The organism is Photorhabdus heterorhabditis (genome assembly GCF_001280945.1).
GTDB classification, from domain to species: Bacteria; Pseudomonadota; Gammaproteobacteria; order Enterobacterales; family Enterobacteriaceae; genus Photorhabdus; species Photorhabdus heterorhabditis.
In genome coordinates this window covers 1-22,317 of the sequence record NZ_LJCS01000067.1, presented here as the reverse complement: position 1 = coordinate 22,317, position 22,317 = coordinate 1, and the positions used below count along the sequence as shown (strand labels likewise).

The 22,317-nt window shown below is 44.4% G+C and carries 16 protein-coding genes; 4 read left to right on the top strand and 12 right to left on the bottom strand.

The window, feature by feature from the left end:
* Nucleotides 1-174 precede the first annotated feature (174 nt).
* The 11 genes from AM629_RS17775 to AM629_RS17725 all read right to left on the bottom strand — a co-directional run bounded on the left by AM629_RS17775 (nt 175) and on the right by AM629_RS17725 (nt 14,193).
* Entirely contained in the window at nt 175-1,854 is a 1,680-nt protein-coding gene (locus tag AM629_RS17775) for a ShlB/FhaC/HecB family hemolysin secretion/activation protein (RefSeq protein ID WP_054480665.1), read from the bottom strand.
* Nucleotides 1,855-2,286: 432 nt separating this feature from the next.
* The gene (locus AM629_RS17770; protein ID WP_152912025.1) at nt 2,287-3,282 is read right to left on the bottom strand and encodes a type VI secretion system-associated FHA domain protein; all 996 of its coding nucleotides are present in this window, start codon (nt 3,280-3,282) and stop codon (nt 2,287-2,289) included.
* A 141-nt stretch (nt 3,283-3,423) separates the two neighbouring features.
* Complete coding sequence (locus tag AM629_RS17765; protein WP_054480661.1) at nt 3,424-3,945, bottom strand: Hcp family type VI secretion system effector; 522 nt, start codon at nt 3,943-3,945, stop codon at nt 3,424-3,426.
* A 32-nt stretch (nt 3,946-3,977) separates the two neighbouring features.
* Complete coding sequence (tssC, locus tag AM629_RS17760; RefSeq protein WP_054480659.1) at nt 3,978-5,486, bottom strand: type VI secretion system contractile sheath large subunit; 1,509 nt, start codon at nt 5,484-5,486, stop codon at nt 3,978-3,980.
* Nucleotides 5,473-6,030, bottom strand: coding sequence for a type VI secretion system contractile sheath small subunit (tssB, locus tag AM629_RS17755; RefSeq protein ID WP_054480657.1), 558 nt, complete (start codon nt 6,028-6,030; stop codon nt 5,473-5,475). Before tssB ends, tssC begins: the two co-directional genes overlap by 14 nt.
* Nucleotides 6,031-6,129: 99 nt before the next feature.
* Complete coding sequence (tssA, locus tag AM629_RS17750) at nt 6,130-7,137, bottom strand: type VI secretion system protein TssA (RefSeq protein ID WP_054480655.1); 1,008 nt, start codon at nt 7,135-7,137, stop codon at nt 6,130-6,132.
* A gap of 10 nt (nt 7,138-7,147) precedes the next feature.
* Entirely contained in the window at nt 7,148-10,708 is a 3,561-nt protein-coding gene (tssM, locus tag AM629_RS17745) for a type VI secretion system membrane subunit TssM (protein WP_054480654.1), read from the bottom strand.
* A 16-nt stretch (nt 10,709-10,724) separates the two neighbouring features.
* Nucleotides 10,725-11,888 (bottom strand): type IVB secretion system protein IcmH/DotU, encoded by a 1,164-nt coding sequence (gene icmH, locus AM629_RS17740; protein WP_054480652.1) that lies wholly within the window; start codon nt 11,886-11,888, stop codon nt 10,725-10,727.
* The gene (gene tssK / locus AM629_RS17735; protein ID WP_054480650.1) at nt 11,885-13,234 is read right to left on the bottom strand and encodes a type VI secretion system baseplate subunit TssK; all 1,350 of its coding nucleotides are present in this window, start codon (nt 13,232-13,234) and stop codon (nt 11,885-11,887) included. The genes icmH and tssK overlap by 4 nt, the downstream gene beginning before the upstream one ends.
* Nucleotides 13,235-13,259: 25 nt before the next feature.
* Nucleotides 13,260-13,787 carry a type VI secretion system lipoprotein TssJ gene (gene tssJ / locus AM629_RS17730; RefSeq protein ID WP_054480649.1) on the bottom strand — a complete coding sequence of 176 codons (528 nt, stop codon included), beginning with the start codon at nt 13,785-13,787 and terminating at the stop codon, nt 13,260-13,262.
* A 13-nt stretch (nt 13,788-13,800) separates the two neighbouring features.
* Nucleotides 13,801-14,193: a DUF4150 domain-containing protein gene (locus AM629_RS17725; protein WP_036774458.1), complete on the bottom strand. Its 393-nt coding sequence runs from the start codon at nt 14,191-14,193 to the stop codon at nt 13,801-13,803.
* Nucleotides 14,194-14,605: 412 nt separating this feature from the next.
* On the opposite strand from AM629_RS17725, the gene AM629_RS17720 reads away from it, so the two are divergent.
* From AM629_RS17720 to AM629_RS17705, 4 genes are all read left to right on the top strand, one after another.
* Nucleotides 14,606-16,291 carry an inverse autotransporter beta domain-containing protein gene (locus AM629_RS17720; protein WP_161804244.1) on the top strand — a complete coding sequence of 562 codons (1,686 nt, stop codon included), beginning with the start codon at nt 14,606-14,608 and terminating at the stop codon, nt 16,289-16,291.
* The gene (locus AM629_RS17715) at nt 16,275-17,537 is read left to right on the top strand and encodes an inverse autotransporter beta domain-containing protein (RefSeq protein WP_054480646.1); all 1,263 of its coding nucleotides are present in this window, start codon (nt 16,275-16,277) and stop codon (nt 17,535-17,537) included. Before AM629_RS17720 ends, AM629_RS17715 begins: the two co-directional genes overlap by 17 nt.
* A gap of 431 nt (nt 17,538-17,968) precedes the next feature.
* Nucleotides 17,969-20,770 (top strand): two component system sensor kinase, encoded by a 2,802-nt coding sequence (locus tag AM629_RS17710; RefSeq protein WP_054480645.1) that lies wholly within the window; start codon nt 17,969-17,971, stop codon nt 20,768-20,770.
* 1 nt (nt 20,771) lies between these two features.
* A complete protein-coding gene (locus AM629_RS17705; RefSeq protein WP_054480642.1) occupies nt 20,772-21,407 on the top strand; it encodes a two component system response regulator in 636 nt (211 codons plus the stop codon).
* Nucleotides 21,408-21,739: 332 nt separating this feature from the next.
* Here the strand turns inward: AM629_RS17705 and AM629_RS17700 are convergent.
* Nucleotides 21,740-22,317 (bottom strand): IS30 family transposase (locus AM629_RS17700; protein ID WP_152912024.1); only part of this gene is annotated, 578 nt, incomplete at its 5' end.

Sequence of the window (22,317 nt, the reverse complement as noted above, 5' to 3'; positions counted from 1 at the left end):
CCGGGACATTGCCCTGATTTTGGACCTGTGTTTGGGGGCTATCCGGTGTTATTCCCGCAGCAATCGCCGGGTGTAGTGGCTGGATTGCCGTCAGGTAAATTAAAAGATAACTCGTGGTTCTGACCACAGCGTCGTGGCGTTTACTCATTGCGTATCCCTTTCCTAATGTAAGTGTTACAAAGTGAGTGAAGCTGACCAATAAGTGACCCAGTGATCCGGTTTTAGGTGAGCTGGGTGAATGAGGGGCTTCCCAATAGTGATGTTCTGGTTGAATCTACGGTGAGTCAGTGATAAGCCCAGAGCCGCGCCGGTAACGTTACCGCCGTCGATTTGTCCGGTTTTTTTCTGTAACCAGCCAGTATCCAGCGCTCCGGTTAAGGCAAGTTCGCCCAGAACTGGAAGTGCTGAAACTCGCCAGTTCAGCTCATTGCGCCAATATCCGCCACAGTTGCCGGTGAGATATTGTTCTTTAAATCCCCGGACGGAATATTGTCCCCCCAGTGACAGGCGTTCACTTGAGTAAAGGTTGTCCGGCGTGGTCTGGCCGTAAATCGATGAGAGGTAATAAATGGAATCTGTAACCGGCATAAAATAGCTGGCACTCAGACTGAATTTGCGAAATTGACTACGTGGCGCATCGGGGAAACGTGGATCGTTTTTTGTGGCACCAAGCGTCTGCAAACCGCAGTTTACCATCGGGTTAAACGTGATATAGCTACCCGCCAGTACGGTACTGTAATTAACGCCAAGGTTAATTGTGCTGAGTGTTGGACTGCTGATGGATAATGTTTCTTCGGCCAGTAAATTGGTGGTTCGACGGCGTGTGAGTCCTATATCCAATGCCAGTTTCTGCTTGCCATCACGATATAAGCTCCGGTTTATTGCCAGCCGGTGAGTCTGGCTGTCACCGGTGTAGCGATAGGTTTGTGAACCCGTTGGGATATTTTGAAAAGAGTCATTCCATGCATATTGATAACTGAACAACCAGTAACCATAAGGCACTGTCACATTGGCGGAGAGGTTGCGGCTTTGATGACTATTGCGGAAATCACTGTTACGGCTGGCGGATAATGACCACTGGTCAGCAAGATGTAATGGATTATCCAGGTTCACATTGGCATTGATTTGTCCGGTGCCGGTACTTTTCTGACCACTGTTATCTGCGCCTAAACTGGCACTGACCGGTAAATGCGTCGATGTTCGTTTTAAGATAACCGCGGAATAACCGGGCTGTTTGCTCGGCTGGATATCAATGGTCACTTGTTGGGAAGGCAGGCGATTCAAACGTTCCATGCCTTGTTCAATATCTCGTAGATTAAGCGTTTTACCCACTATTTTCGGGAAAGCCATTTTCAGCGAGAGGGGGATTTCACCGTCCAGACTGATTGACTCAACTTTGCCTTCATTGACAGTAATAATGAGGGTACCTGAGGATAAATCCTGTACTTTGAGTTCGGCCTGGGAAGTGACATAACCCCGTTCAATATAGGCATTCGATACTTTACGCACCAGCCCATTAATATCCTGCAAAGTTAAACAATGAGATAAGTAAGGGTGAATCAGGTTTTGTTTGACTGACCTTGACAGGCTTTCTGCCCCTGCCAATTCAATCCGTTGAATGGTGTGGCAACTTGATTTAGGGGGATCTGATGTCAAAGCGGGTGGTGGGGATAAAGTGATATTGTGACGCAGCGCTTCCCGTTGCTGTTGGGCTTGCTGCAACAGGGCTTTTTGTTGTTGGGTGATGGAGTCTTGATCCGCCGGGCTGACAGGCATTGAAGCCTGTGCCAGTGCGGAGATAGCTAGCAGAATAAGCCCTGTCAGACTTCGGTGATAAAGCGGTAATTTTCCCATAGATAATCATTAATAATTTGATAGTGACATTATCAAACTATTCTAATGCGTGATTAATTGTCTGTCTGAATGGATAGTATAAAATGTGATCATAGATCGTTTTTTAACCCTGACAATGGGGAATGAGATATATTAAATGCTGAAAAGTGGTAATAAGGATGTAAATGCTTTTTATTTACTCCAAATCCAGTACGTTCCATTTCCGCGTAATGGTATTACGTCCCCAGCCTAACTAAATAGCTTTCCATAAGACCGATACACCTATGCCTTTTGTTTTCTTTTTGAACAATATTGGTTCTATAGCCTATCTCACGGTTTCTATGGGCTACTTGGATGAAAAATTGTACTTATTAGTCGAATCCGCCTTATTTAATTAATTGAAACACCCAATCTCGGAGAGTATTGGGTAATTCCAATAGTTTTTTGTCCGTGTTATTCTCCATTATTGTTGTCGAAAATAGTGTTCAATTTTTGTTGATAAACACTGAGGAAAAAGGCATTGAATAATGTCGATGATTGCTGACGTATATCTTCGGTAGTTTGTTGGTAACGCTCAGTGAAATTATCCCACAATTTTGCCTTACGGTGTTGCGTGCCATTCATGTGCCAGAAGTGTGCTGCGGGAACACTGTTTTCGTCGTAGGATGGGTCAAAACGATTCATGATGGAGTTAAGGCAATAGAAAAGTGCTTCTTTCATTGCCTGTTCGTGTCTGTCTGACATTGGGTATGTTTGTGGTGCGGTCATGTCGTTGGCAGTAGCGGCTGTCGGTTCTTTTTTGAACATGCATAGTGGATCGAGTTGTTTTACCTGTTCTTCCCATAGTTGCAATGGTGTAACAGAGAGGCGGGTATTTTGCTGAAATAGCGTCTGACTGCTGGCACTGTGACGTTGGGCCGTAAAGAGTTGCATCGGATCGGTGGGGCGGGTAGCGAGTTGGTCAAGGGATAGCACTGGCTCTGTTCCTTGCTTCGGTAGCATAAAATCTGCCAGTGACAGTTGCTCATCCTCTGTAGGATTTTTTTCTGGGGGTAATGTTTCATTGAATTCATCCCATAGTGCTGCGGAAATATCAGTTTCTGGTATTTCCTGCTCGGCAGAACGGTATTTTGTCGTTTCCGTTTTATCCACCGTCAGGTAATAATCTCCAATCTGGAGTTTGCTATTTTCTTGTAGAGAGGTGGTTTCTCCACGCGCTAATGGGATATTGTTAATCATCATGAAAGCAGTTCCAATATTAGTAATAGTGCAGGCTCCTTGGGCAGAAATATGTACACTGGCTTGTAATGCCGAAATACAACCACTCGGATCTGGCAATACAAAATGATTATCTTCGCTGGTACCGATAGTGCCACCGGGAGGATAAAAAATATGACTGCTATTTGCTGTTATGTCGCCTGCTGGAGTATTGATGATGGTTATTTGCATAATAACTTCGCTCATTATCTTGAATAATTATTTAACCTTCCTCCACGAAAAAAGTGTGCGGCATCCCGACGGAAACCAACATAGCGTATTTCAGGAGGAAGGTTATTATTTTTACTGACTTAGTTGTCAGTGAGTATTTTGTTATTCAGGGCGGTTAGTTTGTGTGTTCCATTTAAACTCCACTTCAGCGCCACTTTTTCCTTCGTTATCTTGTTCCTTATAAATCACTTTGGCTTTATTCGGAGAGAAACTGTATTTGACGCCAATAGTACCGGGTTTAATAGCAGTTGAGCCTTCTGTCAGATGTGGAATGTCGCGGTTAAAGTCAACGAGTTCAATGCTGTCAAGTAATGCACTTTCAAGCGTAATAGTGGTGAACTCTTGTTGCTCGTTTCCAGCTTTGCGCATGGTTAACTTCACTTCTGGAAGATGAGCCCCTTGGGCTAATTTCTGCATTAACGTTGGCATTGCTTTATCCATACGGGCATAGACCACCAGAGAGTGAATTTTGGCGCGACCACTTCCGCCACCGCCGCCACTACCTGTTTCTACTGGTTGCGACAACTCCCATTTAAAGGTATGCACATCAATACCATTGGGATGATTGCTGTCTTTGCATTCACCAGAAACATCTTTGATATCCAGATAGATACTGTTGTTCATCATCGTATTCCTTCATTCAGTGATTTTCAGGATTAACTGCCACTCTGTTTCAGGGAGGGCAGTTTTGATACCAACCGCAGGGAAACTGTTAATCCCTCCAGTTGATAATGGGGACGCAGGAAGAATTTGGCTTGATAGTAGCCAGGGTTATCTTCCTGTTCGCTAACTTGTACTTCCGCCGCTGCTAGCGGTTTACGCGCTTTGGTCTGTTGTGATGAGTTAGCGGGATCGCCGTCAACATAGTTGAGAATCCATTTATTCAACCAGCGTTCAATGTCATCACGACTCTGAAACGATCCTACTTTGTCACGCACAATACATTTCAGATAATGCGCGAAGCGACAGCAGGCAAATAGATAAGGTAAACGAGCGGCCAGGTTAGCATTTACCGTGGCATCTGCATCCATATATTCCGCCGGTTTTTGCAGTGATTGAGCACCGATAAATGCGGCAAAATCAGAATTCTTACGGTAGACCAACGGGATAAAACCGTTTTTTGCCAGCTCAGCCTCGCGACGGTCACTGATAGCGATTTCGGTCGGGCATTTGATATCTAAACCGCCATCATCTGTTGGGAAGGTATGGCAGATCAGTTTATCTACTGATCCGCCTGACTCGACACCTCGGATGGAGGCACACCAGCCATATTCTTTAAATGAGCGATTGATATTGACTGCCATGGCATAGGCTGCGTTGCTCCATACGTAGTTACTGTGAGTGGCCCCGGCGGTTTTTTCTTCGAAATCGAAACCTTCAACTGGATTGGTACTGATACCGTAAGGTAAACGAGCCAGAAAACGTGGCATGACCAAGCCGATGTAACGAGCATCTTCTGATTCACGCAAACTACGCCAGGAGGCGTACTCGGTGTTGAGGAAGATTTTGCTCAGATCGCGTGGGTTTGCCAGCTCTTGCCAGGTTTCCATTTGCATTACCCCGGGCGAGGCGCTGCTAATAAAAGGGCAATGGGCAGCGGCAGCGATACGGGCCATCTCTCCCAGTAACTCAACATCCTGCGGATTGTGGTCGAAATAGTAATCACCGACCAGACAACCAAGTGGCTCTCCGCCAAATTGGCCGTACTCTTCTTCATAAATCCGTTTGAATATCGGACTCTGATCCCAGGCTGTTCCTTTATAGCGTTTCAATGTGCGTCCTAATTCTTTCTTCTCAACGCTCATAACACGTATTTTCAGCATTTCGCTGGTTTCTGTGTTGTTCACCAGATAGAGCAGACCACGCCATCCCCCTTCCAAAGCCTGAAAATCAGGATGATGGAGAATTTCGTTGATCTGTTGAGAGAGCTTGTTGTCAATAGCGGCAATCAGCGCTTGAATGGTGCTGAAAGTGTCGCTCGATAACGTCAGGCTATTTTCCAACGCTTGATGCGCCAGAGTTTTAACCGCATTTTCCACAGCAAGATGCGCCTGATCTGTTTTAGGGCGAAACTCTTTCTTGAGTAGTGCACTGAGTTCTCCCTGACTGTAGTGGGTGGCTTGAGTTTGGTTTTCACTAGCGGCATTGATTTCAGGCTGGCTCATTGGTGCCTCCTTGATCTTGTTCTGCTACCGAGTCTGTGGATTCCGTATTATTCAACGGTGCTGTACTTAACGATTTCAGCAATTCAGGATTTTGCAGGATGGAGGCGATCAGCTCTTCGGCACCACTTTTGCCGTCCATATAGGACAGCAAATTGGCCAGTTGAGTACGGGCTTCCAGGAGTTGATTAAGGGGTTCTACCTGGCGTGCTATCGAATCAGGCAGAAAATCATCCATAGTGTTAAAAGTGAGTGCTACCTGCATTTTGCCTTCACCGCTCAGGGTATTGTCCACCGGAAAAGCCACGCTTGGACGTAGTGATTTCATTCGGTCATCGAAGTTATCGACATCAATATCGAGAAACTTGCGCTGACCCAGTGGAGGGAGTTGATCAGCAGATTTTCCGGCTAAATCCGACATGACGCCCATGACAAAAGGCAGTTGAACCTTACGTTCACTACCGTATAGTTCGACGTCATATTCAATTTGTACTCGTGGAGCACGGTTACGAGCGATAAATTTTTGCCCGCTATTTGATCCTGACATAATATTCTCCATCGGGAAAATCAGTGGTTATGGGTAATTAACGAAGCACAACAGCCTTTCTGGTGGACTACCTGATATTCTGTTGCGTTTCTGACCTCGTTATGTATGCTTTTCACGGCCAAAAAAGTGTTCAAGTTGATCGACAGCTTCTGGCGCAAGGTTGCGCATAATGCTCATAAAATCCTGACTCATCAGGCGTTGTATTCTTTCAATCATCAGTGGTGCCGGATGGCTGGATTCATGTAGCAGAAAGTACTGTCGTACCGCTTCCAGCGCCTGTTGAGCCTGTTCGCGGTTTTGGATGCCGGATGTCTGCCAGCCATGGGATATTTCTTGTTGTAGAGGCGTCTTCTCTGGCAGGGGATATGCCGTATTGTCCACCGTCTCAACCGCGCTGGTTTCAGGGGCGAGAAGTTGTGTCAGATGATTAAGTGTTGCCATCTGACGGCGCATATCGGGCAGTCCGCTATCGCCAAGATGACCACGCAATGTGTTAAACAAACATTGAAGGGTGGCCGCAATTTGTGGGATCTGCTTGATGACCGGTGCGGCGCTTTTTCGTAATTCGGCGATCAGAAGATCGATCCCGCCGGGAAATGGGTTGTCTTCCGCATGACTGCCATCCAGACATTTCATCACATCTGCTACTGTAAGGGTGATCCCGCTCAGCTGGACAAATTCGCAAAGGCGTACCTGTTTAGCCAACGCGAAACCATCACTGAGTCCTTGTAATGCGTTAATACGCATCAGCAGATCTGGCTCTCCATCTAGCTCTGCGGCTGGCCATAATGTTTCCCAATAACGGTTGATCGTCTGTTCCAATAACAGCAGTCCCTGTTCATATCCAGCCAAACCGTATTGATTGCACCAGGCTTGCATTAGCAAGATGATAATGCGCAGATCCTTACTGCGAGCCAGCAGAACCAAGGCACTTTTCTCTATCTGACGCCAATCTGGTTCCTGCGCTGGCATGATAAAGTCACCGAATTGCTGTTCAGTTTTTCCTTCTGCCAATTGAATCAGTTGCATGAATTCGGCACTGTATTCCAAGTCTTCTCCACAGGGATGTTCCTGGCTGATCGGGTTGAGCAAAGATGCAATATTCATCAGGTTTTCCTTATGATGGCTTGATACAGGTAAATTCCGGCAGAACAAACGGGTTGTGTATGCTATCGGGGGTGAGTATCAGCGTGGCCTGATGCCCTGCCAGATTGAAAGTGATTCGATAATGAGTGTTATCCTCCTGAAACCATTTTCCTGTATCAATCAGCCGGTTTAATGCCCAAGGCCCTGATGTTTCCAGTGATTTGGTTTTGCCATTAGCCAGCAGCATGGTCAGTTTGGCTTTACCGGCATTGTTGCTGCCGGGCCAGGTGAAGTACCAAGATGTCAGCGGCCCGTGGCTGTAACTGGCATTTTGATCGTTGAGTGTCAGTGATAGGGTAAGGATGTCGTTATCCATGCGCAGAGGTTGCAAGGTCAGGGAGAACGATGGTTGTGAAGAAGCGGTACTAAAGAATGCATCACGGACAAACTGCGCTTGCCGGAAGGTTTTTAGCAGCGACTGATCTTCTGACTTGGTACTGCCTAGCGCCCAGGGGAAAAAGCGCCATTCATTGCCCTGAGTGTTGACCTTATCCACCAGATACTGATTAAAAAAGCGATCCATTAACCCTTGGTTTGGCGCAAACATGTGCGCCATATCATCAGGAGTAATATCACGTTTGCTGTGGCGGGATAGTGGATAACGCCCGGCAATGGCCTCACGGCAGAAGTCACTTAACTGAGCACTGGCCAATTGGTGTATGCGCGAAACCGCCTGTTGTTGTGTGTCGCCTTTGGCCCCTTGTGTCATGTCCATGATAATACTGCGGAACGGCGCAGGCAGGCGGCCAGCATCAGCCTGTAATTGTGTCAGTATGGTTCCAGAAGAGGAGGCTGTAGCTTCGCCATTTTCCTGCAAGGCGGTAAGGTAGCGATACAGGTCACCCAGTTTCTTGAACAGATCATCAAAGGCGATCGTGTCACTGTGATCTCCCTGTGGACGTGCTAGATCGAGCAGATCACGATAGTGGCTTCTGACAATCTGTTCTGGTGAAGGTGGCGCTGGCGTCGTTCTGACCGCCGGAAACAGATTTTGTAATTTTCGGGTTGCTTCATCGTTCAGTTGCTGGCCCAGTTGTGTGAGTTTGCCGTGATCTTCTGGTGGAGAAAGAGCAACAATGTGGCTGATACCAATCAGCAGATTACGCAGGGGCGAATGGGCGCCAGAGAGAATGCGCACATTATTAATACGTTGGTTGAGGCTACTTGTCGGGATCAGGACGATATCATTGAGAAATGTATCCCACTCCAACATAAAGTCATCCATATAAAGCTGGCGTACTCGGCAGGCTGCGTCGCATCCTTCCTGTACCTGTGGCGGAATATTGAGTACCCAGCTATCAGTGTCATGAAGGGTTTTTACCGTATTATCTACCTGTGCAACCAGACCGTGCCAATACCCGTCTGGTGTAAAAAAACCGGGGATTGTTGCAGTATCTGGCAGGTCGCTTTTACGTTTTAATACCAGCTCAGCCTGAGAACCCGCTAAATCAAGCAGATTGACGGATTTGAAATGTCCGTTATTGATCAATCTTTTTTTTATGCTGGTATAAACCCGCTGGGAGAACGTAGAACGCATGATATTTTTTATCGCTTCTTGTATCAGTTGCTGATCTTTGTGTTGGGACCAGGAAGGCTGGCTGTGATTCAGTAGCTGATAAAGATGTTCCTGAAGTGCTTTACGTTGTGCCTCATTCAACTTTTCACCACCGGGAATATGGGACAGATTCAACATCAGCCAAGCGGTAAGGAATTTGCCATCGTAATGCTGTGTCTGAAATAGCATTTGGTAAGCTTTCAGCGCTTCATAAGTTGATTCACTGTTATCGCTATCAGCTTGCTGACGCAGAATACTTTCGACTTGCTGTGTCACCAGCGGCAGCAATAAATTCTTTAATGCATGCTGATAAACGGGATAATTGGCATTGTTCAGTTGGGGACCTTGATACAATCCCATATCGTAAACAAGTGGCGGGTTGTCTGGATCAATTTGCTGATTTGCTGTCAGTGACTGTAGTTGTGTCAAATACTGAATCAAGTGTGGTAGATCGCGAGCTGATGGCTTGTTCAGTGCCTGACCCTGTTGTTCCAGTAGCGGAAGCCGGGCCGTAATTTGTGCCAGATAACTATTGTTATTATGGTAACTTGTCAGTAGCAGTAAGCAGATCCCAGCCATTAGACCGAGTAATAGGCCACATCCAGTTAGCAGCATAAAGCGTCGGCGCAATTCGTACATGCGATTGATACCTGCCAGTCCACTCTCAGCCAAAATGATTTTTTGGAATAATTGTCTCAGAAAGTAACTGCGGGCAGTCCGGTTAGCTGTTTCGCCGTTGCTATTGGTAACAGAGGAAAGCGCATAACTGTAATCAAACAGACTATCTTGCGTAGTTCCATTACTGTGCTGAAACTCCCCATGCTTTTGGTTAGCACTGGTGAAATAGATACCATGGGGTAACCATGGGCGATCAAAGCCGGAAGTGGCAAAAATAATACTCAGATAACGCATCAAGACTGGGCGTAGGGTGGCGAATGCCTGCGGGAAGGCAAAGCTTTGTTCCCGCTGAGTGATATCCTGCTGGGTTATTAAGGTATCCGCTAGTGCAGAGTCCAGACGTTGCTGCAAATGGTTATATTGCTGATCCAGCATCTGTTGTAAATCGTTATGGGAATGCAACTCTTGTTCCCAGGGAAATGTAAAACCCCAGACCTGATCCAATTCTTCGCCATAAAAACCGTTGAAATAGCTGCTGAACCCCGGGAGCAAGTCGGATTTGGTGATCATCACGTAGACCGGGAAATCAATTTTCAGTTGCAAACGTAAATCCATCAGTCTCTTACGCAGCAATAAAGCTTGGTGATATTGTGCGTCATTATCTTGTTGCAGCAGATCTTGCACGCTGATTGTCAAAATAACGGCGTTGATTGGCTGACGTGGACGATAACGTTTTAGCAGTTTCAACAAGGTCTGCCATAAAGGATTGCCTTCCTTAAGGTACTCTCCTGCGGGGCTAAGAATGACGCCTTGCAGGGTGAAATACCATGAACAGTGCGATTCGGCATTGGTTTCAGGAAAAGCGAACTGGCTTGGATAGGTTGTGTGATAGAAGTCTAACCCTGAATTTAGTAGAGCTTTATCTTTACCACATCCTTTGGTACCCAAAACCAGATACCAAGGCAGGCGATAGAGATAGAATTTGCCCAGACGAGTGGTGAGCTGTTCGCCATTCAGACGCAGCCCGCGTTTAATCAGGGATGCCGCCTGTTTAAAGTTGTCAGCGAGGGACTGAGAAGCACTTCGGGCTGTCGGTGTGACATTGCTGACATGGTGTAAATGGCGACGCAAACGCGCATTTGCCCACATCTGATAGAGAAAAGGTAACAGTTTTAGCAGTAACCACAGTGAAATCAGGATAGTGATAGCGATTTGGCGTTGGACTTCGGTTGTCAGTGGATGGTGATCACCAATGGCGATAAATGGTCCCATGATCCAAATAAGCAAACACAATGCGGCAACGATCAGTGCTCCCCAAAACAGGCGATTAGTGATGATGGCGATAAATGCTCTTAACATTTTCTTTCTCTCCTGCTTATTGGCCTGAATTGTCCGACTTGGTGTTGAAAATAATTTCAATCCGGCGGTTCAAAGCCCGATTCTTGGCGGTGGTATTGGGAACTAAAGGCGCTTCTGCGCCAGCACTTTCAACCTGTAGCCGTTGTGGTTGGAGCAAGTTAGTGCGTAACTGCTGCGCCACAGTTTCTGCTCGTGCCAAGGACAGCGCATAGTTAGAGGAGTAGGTACGTGTATGAATCGGCAGATTATCACTGTGCCCGCGAACGATAACCTTGCCAGTCGTCAGGTTCAGTTGTTTGGCAAGCTCCTGCAGAGGTACCTGATAGAGTGGATTAAGTGTCGCTGATGCCGAAGCGAATAAGGCACCGCCTTGCAGGGTTACGCTGATATTATCCGCGTTCTGGCTGACGGTGATATCCTGCTGTTCAATCATTGGTTGCAGTATTTGCCGCAGATGAACCATAGAGAAACTTTCAGCCGGTGATGCAGCTTCTGGTAGTGGCAGGTCGTATATGGATGTCAACACGGGTTCTGTTTGCTGATTAAGCCGGGCGTTTAACCCGATGTAGAGTGAACCGGTCAGTAGTACTCCAGACAGTGAACAAAACACCAAAAAATGGGTTAACCGTGACGTCTGATGTGTGTTGACCGGCGGAGGTGGAAGAGCGCTTAATGCTGCGGAATATTCTCCCCGCACTTGACGCAGACGTATTGCCAGCCGCTGGGTCAAGGTTTCTAATTGAGCCAGACCGTTATCAATCAAGCGATAACGCCCCCCAAATCCCAGTAACAAACAGAAGTAGAACAGTTCGAGTAGATCGATATGCTTAGCGGGTTGTTGCAGTAGCATATCCAATAGCTTGAAAAACTTTTCACCGCCACTGCTCTCTTTATGGAATGTCACCAACAGGCCATTACCTGACCATATGCTATCGCTTCCCCAAGAGGTCAATGCAACTGCTTCATCTAAACATGTGCACAGACAATAACGGGCGCCGAGAATAGTTTCGTAGCTGAATCCCTCTTGCTGACACTGTTTTTCAAAGCGATACATTTCACCAATCAGTTGTTGGCGTAACTGACTGGAATCCTCTAGTTTTGCTGTGTGACGAATATGTGGCATCGCATTTAACAGAGGATAAGCCGCCTGTACCAATGGGTTACGGTAGTTATGATTCATAGGTTCATCTCCCCCTCATCAGACAGACGTTTAAGTGCCCAAAATGCCATTTTCAGGCCGGGAAACTCACCAGCAATATAAAAGGCAAACACCCCGGATTTTCCCAGCGACTGTTCAATTTCACTGTTTAATTCCAATTTGAAGTAGCAATGCCCATTCTGATAGGGGAGTTGTCTGGGGATCTGTACTAATTGGCGTAGGGCAATACCGGGCAATTGCAGGCGTACCAGATCGCGTATGCGATCAGCTGGGGCGATTTTGATTTGGGCCGGAAAATGAGCCATAAAAGAGTCATGTTCCATCTCAGACTTCACGACTAAAATGAAGTGGTAATCATCCAGATTCATCTGTTCTGGTAGTGATGCTACGCTCAATCCGGGCAGGCGTTTGGTCAGGGGCAGTGATACAACATGCTCTTCCAGCACAATCGACAAGCTGCGTTGCAGTAAAGTACAGAGGCGGGTGAAGCAACCACCAATATCCAGATGATTGTAGCGGGGTAATTCGCCCTCCAATGTATAAGGTGCCTGAAAGGAACTCATTTCCAGTGCATAGCTGATCCAGATGAGGAACAGCGTTTCGGGTGCTTGTTGAGGCAGATGCATGATGTGTTGCAGCTGAGCACTAAAACGGTTAAGTAGCGCCAGTCGTAATAAATCACTGGTACAAGCGCCATTACATTGCAGATGATGGCTAAGTTGTCGGCTGCGTTGCAATAACAGAGCGTACAGATCATGAGTCATGTTCTGTAATAACGGGCTTGTCCAACAGTTAAGTAACGGTGGAATATATCCTGTATCCAAAATGACAATGCCATCCTGATTTTTTTCTAAAACCCGCAGGACTCCCATTGCAATCCATTCACCATTCAACTCATTTTCTGGTAGCAGGCGCAGGCGTAATTTCCCGCAATGTAAGGTCGTACTGCTAAGTGCCAGCGAGTTAATGTCATTGACCTCTTTTTCAAAAGCCTGATAACGCGCCAAAGAATCGGGTGCATCATCGAAGCTGACTGATTCACGCCCGGTCAGGTAGGCGGGTATAGCTAAAGTGATAATTTGTGAACGTAGTGAAGTGCTGATTGCTAATGCTGGTGGCGCTTCATTGGTTTCAGTAAATTCAAAACTGGTGCCATCAGGCATAATACCGCTGGCCGCCAACAGAGAAATTTTTCCCAGAGCAAGCTGGCTCTCATCGAGTTTTAATGATGAAAACCCCCAATTGTAAGCTCGTTGCAAGGCTCCCCATTGACGTAAGCGTGCATCCACATACTCATCTGCTTGTTGAAAATGGTGAGGTCGTAAAAACATGCCTTCCATCCAGAGAACTTTGTGTGCATTTTTCATAGGTGATCTCCTGAGCATGCGTGATTCATTGATCGGACGCAGATGCAATTTGTAATCCGTGAGAAGTAACGGTAATCAACTGATAAAGCTCAGAGGATGAAAAGGGATTCAAAACCGATAAATAAGACGCTGTTAGAAACGATGATAGAGGAATAACGATCCGCCATTGTTTGTCGCTAATACTCTGATACTCGGCCCAAATTGCAATATATTTCTCCGCTGACGGTGTATTAAAGGTAATACTGATATCATTTTGTTCTTTTGTTGGCAGTAAGAAGATTGATTTTTGACAAAGTACAGTATTATCCAGAGTTGAATGGGTATTTTTTTGTAAAGACCCGATATCAGCCTGATTAAATTTATCCGGATCATTTAACAATAATATATTTAATTTTAATGGAGCGAGGTTGTTAACATCTCCATGTGCCTGGAATTTAATTGTGTATGGAATATTTTTTTCCACTTTATTTGCAGAACAACTAACACTCAGAAGTATGCTAAGCAGAATAAAGGCAGAAAAATAGTGACTTTTATGGCGAAGTAAAAGCAACATAGAAAGTCCTCCATCACAGACCCAGCAGCAGAACCTTAAGCTGGCTGGGAATTAAACGCATGCCAATCATGTTGGTGCTATTTTGTAAGCTCAGACTGGTGACGCGTGTAGCCGGAAACCCCTTAATTAACGTGGTAAACGAGCCGATTAAATGGCGTGAAGGCCCCATTACGGTACCGGAAACAACACCGAGATTAACGCCAGGATTATCACCGAAACTTGAATTAGTCAGTGTCGCCATATTATGCGCAGGCATTCCCATAAACAGTACTTTATAAGTGTGAGGCGTTGCCATTAGGCCCAGCGTCATATTGGGATATGGAACGGGCACGGGTACAGGTAAAGGTGTCATACAGACATCTGGAAAGGCCAGATCCATACCGAAAAGTTGGCAGTTTGCAAACATATCATCACCTACCAAATTAATGTGTTGCGATTTCTGTCAAATAGATTAGCAAATAAGAGAATAGAACCAATAAGGTATTAACCTTATTTCTGGTAATGGGTGATGGAATAAAAATATTAATATTGTTGTTTTCTTTGATTCGGAAAAATAAGGTTTTTGACTGATTTTAATGAGGGATGTATTTCGGAAGAATTCCCGCCGCAGTAAGGAGATAAAATGAGTAATTGATGTGAATAATGACATTGTCTTTTTTATTTAGTGGCATGGCAGTGTTTGAATCTATTTCTAATATAATGATATTTAAATAAAAGCGCTCATGAATAAAAAAATAGGGTATGTATCTGTATCGGCTATTACTGTGGCATTGTTATTAGCAAGTTGCCATAAGTCCAATAAGAAAAAAGAGCTAGTAGTGAATAAAACTCAAAAAGAGAGTCTTAATACTATTAGCCACGAACAGAAACGAACAAAGAGGTGGTTACAGCATCAAACTGATAATGTAACGCAAGGCGGTGATATTCCGAAATTATCTGTGGCAGATATGGGTTTTGCCGCGTTACAGCCGGAGACAGAAGAAAAAGTTTCAGCTGGGGGAGTACGTGCTAATTTACCTTTGTCTGATGGAAAACTAACCAGCGGTTCAATCGACCTTTTTTATCCATTATATGACAGAGATGGGCATCTACGGTTTGGTCAGGTAGGTGCTCGCCGTTTCGATGGGCGTAATATAGTTAACCTGGGTATTGGTCAACGTTATTTTCAGGAGGATTGGGCTTTAGGTTACAACACCTTTTACGATGCCCAAATATCCGGCAATGCCCACCAGCGGCTGGGATTCGGACTGGAATACTGGCGCGATTATCTGTATCTGTCTGCTAACGGATATTTTGGCTTGACGGACTGGTACTCGTCTTCGTCACTGGATGGTTATGCGGAACGTGCAGCGAATGGCTATGATATCCGCGCTCAGGGTTGGCTTCCTTCTTATCCACAACTAAGTGGTAAACTGAAATTTGAGCAATATTTCGGTGATGATATTGCGCTGTTTAGTCACCAAAATCATTATAAGGACCCGTACGCGCTGACAGTAGGTCTGGAATATACACCGATCCCATTGATTTCATTAGGTGCTGATAGAACTTTTAGTCATCGTGGTAAGGATGATACAAAAGTTAATTTGTCCTTCAATTATCAGCTTGGGGTGCCTTTATCCCAACAGATTGATCCGACGGCAGCACCGGTAAGACGCACTTTGGCTGACAATCGTTACCATCTGGTTGAACGTAATAATAATATTGTGTTAAAGCACCGAGAAAGCGCTCCGTTGAGCCTGCATTTACCAACGGGACTCAGTGGCTTTGGTGGAGAAAGGAAACCGATTAATTTCTCTTTCAACGGGAAATATCGTTTAAAACATATCCAGTGGGATGATGGTGCATTACGTGCACGTGGAGGCCGGATCATTGCATTATCAAATAATAGCTACGTAGTGCACTTCCCTAATTATAGTAGTCAACAAAGTAACCATCTTACGATCTCAGCTGTAGCGTATGATGAACAGGGAAATGTCTCAAATAGCAGTGAGATGGGCATATTGATTAATGTACCGGCTACGTTAGGTGATGGTGATAGAGTTCCTTTTTTTGGGGATAGTGTAGAAGAATTACAGCGCCATAAGGAAGAATTGCAGCGTCAGAAGGAAGAGTTGATGCGTCTGCAACAGCAGTTGCAAGAAGAAAAGTTGACGCGTGTGCAGCAGCAGCTGTTGCTGTTGGAAGAAAAGTTGATGCGTGTGCAGCAGTCACCGCTACAGCCACCGCTACAGCCACAGCCACAGCCAATACTAGTTAATGGACCACCAAGACCAGCACCGTCCATGGCAGGATTTGAAGCATTCAAAAATGGAAATTCAGTTCCTAGTAATAATAGAAATTATATACCGAAGCTGAAACCGAAGGTCTCGGAGCCGAAGCCGAAGGTGGATACATCGGCTTCTACCAGCTTTAATAGCGTAGTAGATCAAATCAAGGACGAATCTGGGGAATGGCAAAGCAAACTTAGAGCTAAGTATGGAAATATGAATGTATCTGAGAATTAATAAAAAAATAGGGTATATATCGGCCATTACCGCGGCATTGTTATTAGCAAGTTACTGTAATTCCAGTGAGAAGGAAGAGCCAGTGGTGAATGAAACTCAAAAAGAGAATCTTAATGTTATTGGGAGCGAACAGAAACAAACAAATAGGTGGTTGCAGCATCAAACTGATGACGATGTAACGTGGGGAAGTGATATTCCGAAATCGGGTATGGCAGATATGGGTGTTGCCGCGTTACAGCCGGAGACAGAAGATGATACAAAAGTTAATCTGTCCTTCAATTATCAGCTTGGAGAGCCTTTATCCCAACAGATTGATTCGACGACGGCGCAGATAAGACGCACTTTAGCTGGCAATCGTTACCATCTGGTTGAACGTAATAATATTGTGTTGAAGCACCGAGAAAGCGCGCAGTTAAACCTACATTTACCAACGGGACTCAGTGGGTTTGGTGGAGAAAGGAAACTGATTAATTTCTCTTTCAACGGGAAATATCGTTTAAAGTATATCCAGTGGGATGATGGCGCATTACGTGCACGTGGAGGCCAGATCATTGTGCTATCAAATAATAGCTACGTAGTGCACTTCCCTAATTATAGTCGTCAGCAAAGTAACCATATTACGATCTCAGCTGTAGCGTATGATGAGCAGGGAAATGTCTCAAATAACAGTGAGATGAGTATATTGATTAATGTACCGGCTACGTTATCTGCTCCTGTAATAAAGCCGATAGAAAATGATGAATCTGAATTACTCATAGGTACTGGCGAAGGTGATGAAGTTCCTCCTTTATTGGGTGATAGAGAAGATGAGATGTTGGAGGAGCAGTCAGAACAGGGGCAGTTGGGACAAGAACGCCAGGAGCGAGAGTGTCAAGAGCAGGAACGGTTGGAACAAGAAGCGCGGGATGCTTGGTTGAGACAGGAACAAGAGCGGTTGGAGCAAGAAGCACGGGATGCTTGGTTGAGACAAGAACAAGAGCGGTTGGAACAGGAACTACTGGAACAAGAACGGAAGATACAGGAGCTAAGAGATAAAGTTTTAAAAAGAAGAGAGCATAGTGATGATGATAATACCTATCAGAGAGAGCCAGAGATAAAAAAAGAACTGGAAAAACAAGTGGATAATGGAAAATGGACACAAGCCTCCCCAGATCTGCTTCTGAATCATCCGTTTTTGAATCAGGGAGATAATTCCTCTATCTTTCATACTAATAATGAAAATGATGATGAATGGGAGAGTGAATAACAAACAACACCCATACCAACACCTACCAAGTAGCTTAACTCGGCAACCTGCTTAAAAAGCACTCACCCTTTCCCACATTAAGTATTGCTTGTGGGAAAGGAAAACTTCTGTTTATGAATAATCGACTGCCAGTGATTAGAAAAACGTTTCGCTGGCAGATATTCATTCTCGTTTGGGCTTTGTTGAGATGAAATAAGTGTAAAATTGATCTTGATCATAATTTAGTTAAATAATTTTGATAAGTTTTATCTGATTGTTATTTGCCATAAAGTATTTATTATCTTCTAGTGTGTTTTTCTTGAGTATAGAGTACCGGAAAGATATAACCCAATAAGGTAACGGCTAAACCTGTGGTTAATTTAACGTGATAGGCACAGAGTAATTTGGGTTTTTCACCAGGAAATATCTCTGAATAATAAGGAGATTATAAAATGAGAACACGTTCATCATTAGTGATTAAACTCACTCTGTTTCTATCACTTACGCTATTTCTTATATGGTTGATTTCTGTCATAGCGACGGCCTTTTTTTCTTTCAAACATGCACACCAGCATATGATGAATGAGCTATCACATCTTGCGACTTTACGAGCAGATTTAAGTAATCATCGTTTTGAAGGCGCAGAGAAAGATGCGCAGGAGCTGGCGAGGCGTTATGACGCTTATTATGAAAAGTATGAAAATGATAAAAATATTACGTCGAATACTGATAGCAAATATCTTCCCATCGATGGCAATATTTGTCGGCCCGATCACGAAATAAGTCAGGATAACTGGTTTATTCAGGCATATGGCGCTGCCGGACAAGCTTATTATCTGGACAGCTTTATTTTTAAGCGATCTCAAGGGATATCGATTTATCCTCCGGAAAAAATCTCAGATGATTATTTTGTCAAACGGTGTCTTGAATTGGCGAATTTTCCTATGAGTCCCAATCACGATAATATTTATTGGGGACAGCCGGAGCATATTCCCGGCAGTGGCTGGAGTATCTCGGTTGCTGCGAGTGATAAAATGGGGCGATTGACTGGATACGCGATTAAGTTCAATGATCTATTATCATACGGGCAAGCAGTCACTAATTATGACATTGATCTCTGGCTGAACAGCAATCAACAATTATTGCCGTTTTTCAAAGGGAAATTACCGCAGGATCAAGAGCAACATATTTTAGCATTGCTGAAAAAAGTCAAATTACATGATGGCTGGCAATATATTCCCGGTTATCAGGTATTACGTATCCAGCTTAAAGGCCCCGGTTGGCAGCAATTGGTATTGTATCCTACCAGAGGTCTATTTGAGGAAGTCATTGATCAGGCGATTATTCAACTTCCCTTTGCGTTGGTTATTTTATTAATGATAACGCTGACTTTATTCTGGATGTTGCATCATTACTTAGCCAAACCGTTATGGCAGTTTGTGGATATTATTGATAAAACTGGGCCGAGCGCTCTGGATGTCCGTCTGCCGGAGAATCGGCGTGACGAGTTGGGCCAAATAGCCAGAGCTTACAATGCGTTACTTGATACCCTGAATCAGCAATATTTCACATTAGAAAATAAGGTGGCAGAGCGCACCAAAGCATTAACGGAAGCAAAGCAACAGGCAGAGTTAGCCAATAAGCGTAAAAGTCGCCATCTGACGACGATCAGCCATGAATTGAGAACACCACTTAGCGGAACGCTGGGTGCATTGGAATTGCTGAAAACTGGCGAAATGAACAACGAACAATTGCAACTTGCAGAAACGGCACACCAATGTACATTATCTTTACTGTTTATTATCAATAAATTACTTGATTTTTCGCGTATTGAAGCCGGGCAGGTTGAATTACAGTATGCAACTTGCCCGTTGTTAACATTGTTGGATCAGTCAATGGCGACGATACAGGGAATGGCACACAATAAAAGGTTGACGTTAGAAACTTTTGTCTCCGCTGATGTGCCGCAATCATTAGTTCTTGATGCAATCCGTGTAAGGCAGATTCTGGTGAATTTGTTAGGAAATGCCTGCAAGTTTACCGATGATGGCGGTATTTGTCTGACTGTTACCCGTTCAGATAACATGCTGATTTTTGATGTGACTGATAGCGGGTGTGGTGTGGCACCAGAAAATATCTCATCGGTATTTAATCCCTTTTATCAGGTGCAAGAACATGCTCAAGGCACTGGGCTTGGGCTGGCTATTGCGGCTACGCTAGCCAAAATGATGGGAGGAAGTTTGAGGTTCAACAGTGCTCTTGGCTTAGGAACCAGCGTGGTATTTCAACTGCCGCTGACAGATTTTATTGAGCCAGAGTTATTGCTGGGGGAAGTCGATGCCCCATTGGTTTTACATCGTCAACTCATGGCATGGGGCCTCACCTGTTTGTCAGAACAGCATTACGGCGAGTTATCCGCCAATGACTTACGTTTTTTGCCGGGTCGTTTGCGGGATATTGTAGAGCGTCAGCTATCTGGAGCACCGCCACCTGTGCAGGATAACGTACCGTTACAGCCTTGGCGTATGCGTGTGTTATTAGTGGATGACGCAGAGACGAACCGGGACATCATTGGCATGATGCTGACCCGGTTAGGTCAGGAAGTGCAGTACGCTAAGGATGGTACAGAAGCATTATTGTTAGGCCGGCGTTACCGCTTTGATCTGGTTTTAATGGATATATTGATGCCGGGACAATGTGATGGTCTGGAAACCACTCGACTTTGGCGTATTGATTCTGACAATCAAGACTCAGAGTGCATGATTGTTGCTCTGACGGCAAATACAGTTGCCGAGGAAAAAGAGCGCGCTGCTCAGGCAGGGATGAACGATTACATATCCAAACCGGTTACGATTAACCAATTGGCCCAAATATTAGAGATGACAGCAGAATATCAGTTACGGCGTGATATTGATTTGATGATACAGCAAGAAACAGACAAGCCATTACTGTCCATGAACTTATTACGTATGCAAGAAAAGGTTCGCAGGGAATTATTAACTTTACTCGACGAAATTGAACAACATATTACTCAACAGGAGGTATTAGAAAAGCTCTTACATTCTATGAAAGGAGTGAGTGGGCAGGCAGGGCTTAATTCGTTGTTATGTATCATTGTTGAAATGGAAAACCAGGTACATAACGGCGCTCTGCCGCAAGAGAATGAGCTGATGAAACTACGTAAATTAATTAATGCAACACTGTGCTCTGCTGAGGAACACGAGCAGAATGCACCTTTTTCCGCGAGGTCCTAATATGATTTGCTATAAAGTTTTGCTAGTGGATGATCATGAGCTGATCATAGATGGAATAAAGAACCTTCTTGCTGCATATCCGCGTTATCAAGTAGTCGCGCAGGTTGATGATGGGCTATCTGTTTATGCTGCCTGCCGGGATCTGGTACCGGATATTGTTATTCTTGATCTTGGCCTTCCGGGGTTAAATGGATTAGATATTATTCCACAGCTTTGCCAACGCTGGCCAGATTTGCGCATACTTGCCCTGACTGCCCATGATGATGAATTAACGGCCAGCCGTGTATTACGTGCTGGGGCATTAGCTTATGTTTTGAAAACCAGCTCACAGCAGATATTACTGGCTGCAATTACCAGCGTTGCAGCCAAAAAAAGTTACGTTGATCCTAACCTGAATCAGGAGGCTGTTCACCTGTTAGGGGAGGGAACGAATGATGACAGTACATTACTTACTCGACGCGAGCGCCAAATATTACAGCTAATCAACGAAGGTAATGGCAACCGTAATATTGCGGAGATGCTAAGTATTAGTGTTAAAACAGTAGAGACTCACCGCCTTAATATGATGCGAAAACTCAAAGTTCATAAGGTGACTGAATTACTTAAATACTCGAGAAAGTTGGGATTAATAACTTGATCATGCAGACAGCATTAATGCTGTTGGATGACAATGGGCTATTAGAAATAGCTTGCAGAAACAGCCCGATTTATAGGGCTGTTTTTGTATTTGACAATAATATATAAATTGAATTTATGATTTTTTAATGTATGAAAATGATAATAATGTTTTATAAAGGATTGATTAATGTGAAAATATTATTTTATTATTGCAGGTTTACTCTCATTTTTTATTAATTTTTTAAAGTTATTTTTTGTTAACTTTTTGTTTTTATTGCATAAATTTTATTTTTTTAATGTTGCTGTTTAATTAAATAGGTTTCTTGGATTCACATAATAAGTGCAACATCGTTAATCCGGAAGTAAACATGTTCGTATTCCTTTAAATAATTCATTCGGTGTTTTCCCTCCCCGTGTTTTTCTGGGGCGATTATTTAATCGGTTTACCACAAAATTGATTTCCTGATCAGAGACTTTATTAAAATCAGTTCCCTTTGGAAAGTATTGTCTGATGAGTCCATTGATATTCTCATTTATCCCTCTTTCCCAAGGCGAGTAAGGGTGAGCAAAATAAATTTGGGTTTCTAATTTTTTACTCATGATTTCATGCTCTGCGAACTCCAAACCGTTATCGAATGTGATGGTCTTAACCCTTTGTTTTAACGGGTATAATGCTTTCACTACCGCTTTTGCTACTTCTGATGCCCGCTTGCTATCAAGTTTAACAATTATGGTATACAACGTTTTGCGGTCAACCAGGGTTAATAAGACACTTTTTTTATCTTTCCCCACTATCGTATCACCTTCCCAGTCGCCAATACGTTCTTTTTTATCAACGACTTCTGGTCGAACATCAATACTGACCCGATTTTTAATTTTGCCTCTTTTTTCATAGCGACCATAGCGTTTACGATAGGGTTTTCTGGCAA

Coding starts and splice junctions, on each gene's coding strand:
- AM629_RS17775 (WP_054480665.1), bottom strand. CDS start 1,854: ATGGGAAAATTACCGCTTTATCACCGAAGTCTGACAGGGCTTATTCTG.
- AM629_RS17770 (WP_152912025.1), bottom strand. CDS start 3,282: ATGCAAATAACCATCATCAATACTCCAGCAGGCGACATAACAGCAAAT.
- AM629_RS17765 (WP_054480661.1), bottom strand. CDS start 3,945: ATGAACAACAGTATCTATCTGGATATCAAAGATGTTTCTGGTGAATGC.
- tssC (WP_054480659.1), bottom strand. CDS start 5,486: ATGAGCCAGCCTGAAATCAATGCCGCTAGTGAAAACCAAACTCAAGCC.
- tssB (WP_054480657.1), bottom strand. CDS start 6,030: ATGTCAGGATCAAATAGCGGGCAAAAATTTATCGCTCGTAACCGTGCT.
- tssA (WP_054480655.1), bottom strand. CDS start 7,137: ATGAATATTGCATCTTTGCTCAACCCGATCAGCCAGGAACATCCCTGT.
- tssM (WP_054480654.1), bottom strand. CDS start 10,708: ATGTTAAGAGCATTTATCGCCATCATCACTAATCGCCTGTTTTGGGGA.
- icmH (WP_054480652.1), bottom strand. CDS start 11,888: ATGAATCATAACTACCGTAACCCATTGGTACAGGCGGCTTATCCTCTG.
- tssK (WP_054480650.1), bottom strand. CDS start 13,234: ATGAAAAATGCACACAAAGTTCTCTGGATGGAAGGCATGTTTTTACGA.
- tssJ (WP_054480649.1), bottom strand. CDS start 13,787: ATGTTGCTTTTACTTCGCCATAAAAGTCACTATTTTTCTGCCTTTATT.
- AM629_RS17725 (WP_036774458.1), bottom strand. CDS start 14,193: ATGTTTGCAAACTGCCAACTTTTCGGTATGGATCTGGCCTTTCCAGAT.
- AM629_RS17715 (WP_054480646.1), top strand. CDS start 16,275: ATGTATCTGAGAATTAATAAAAAAATAGGGTATATATCGGCCATTACC.
- AM629_RS17710 (WP_054480645.1), top strand. CDS start 17,969: ATGAGAACACGTTCATCATTAGTGATTAAACTCACTCTGTTTCTATCA.
- AM629_RS17705 (WP_054480642.1), top strand. CDS start 20,772: ATGATTTGCTATAAAGTTTTGCTAGTGGATGATCATGAGCTGATCATA.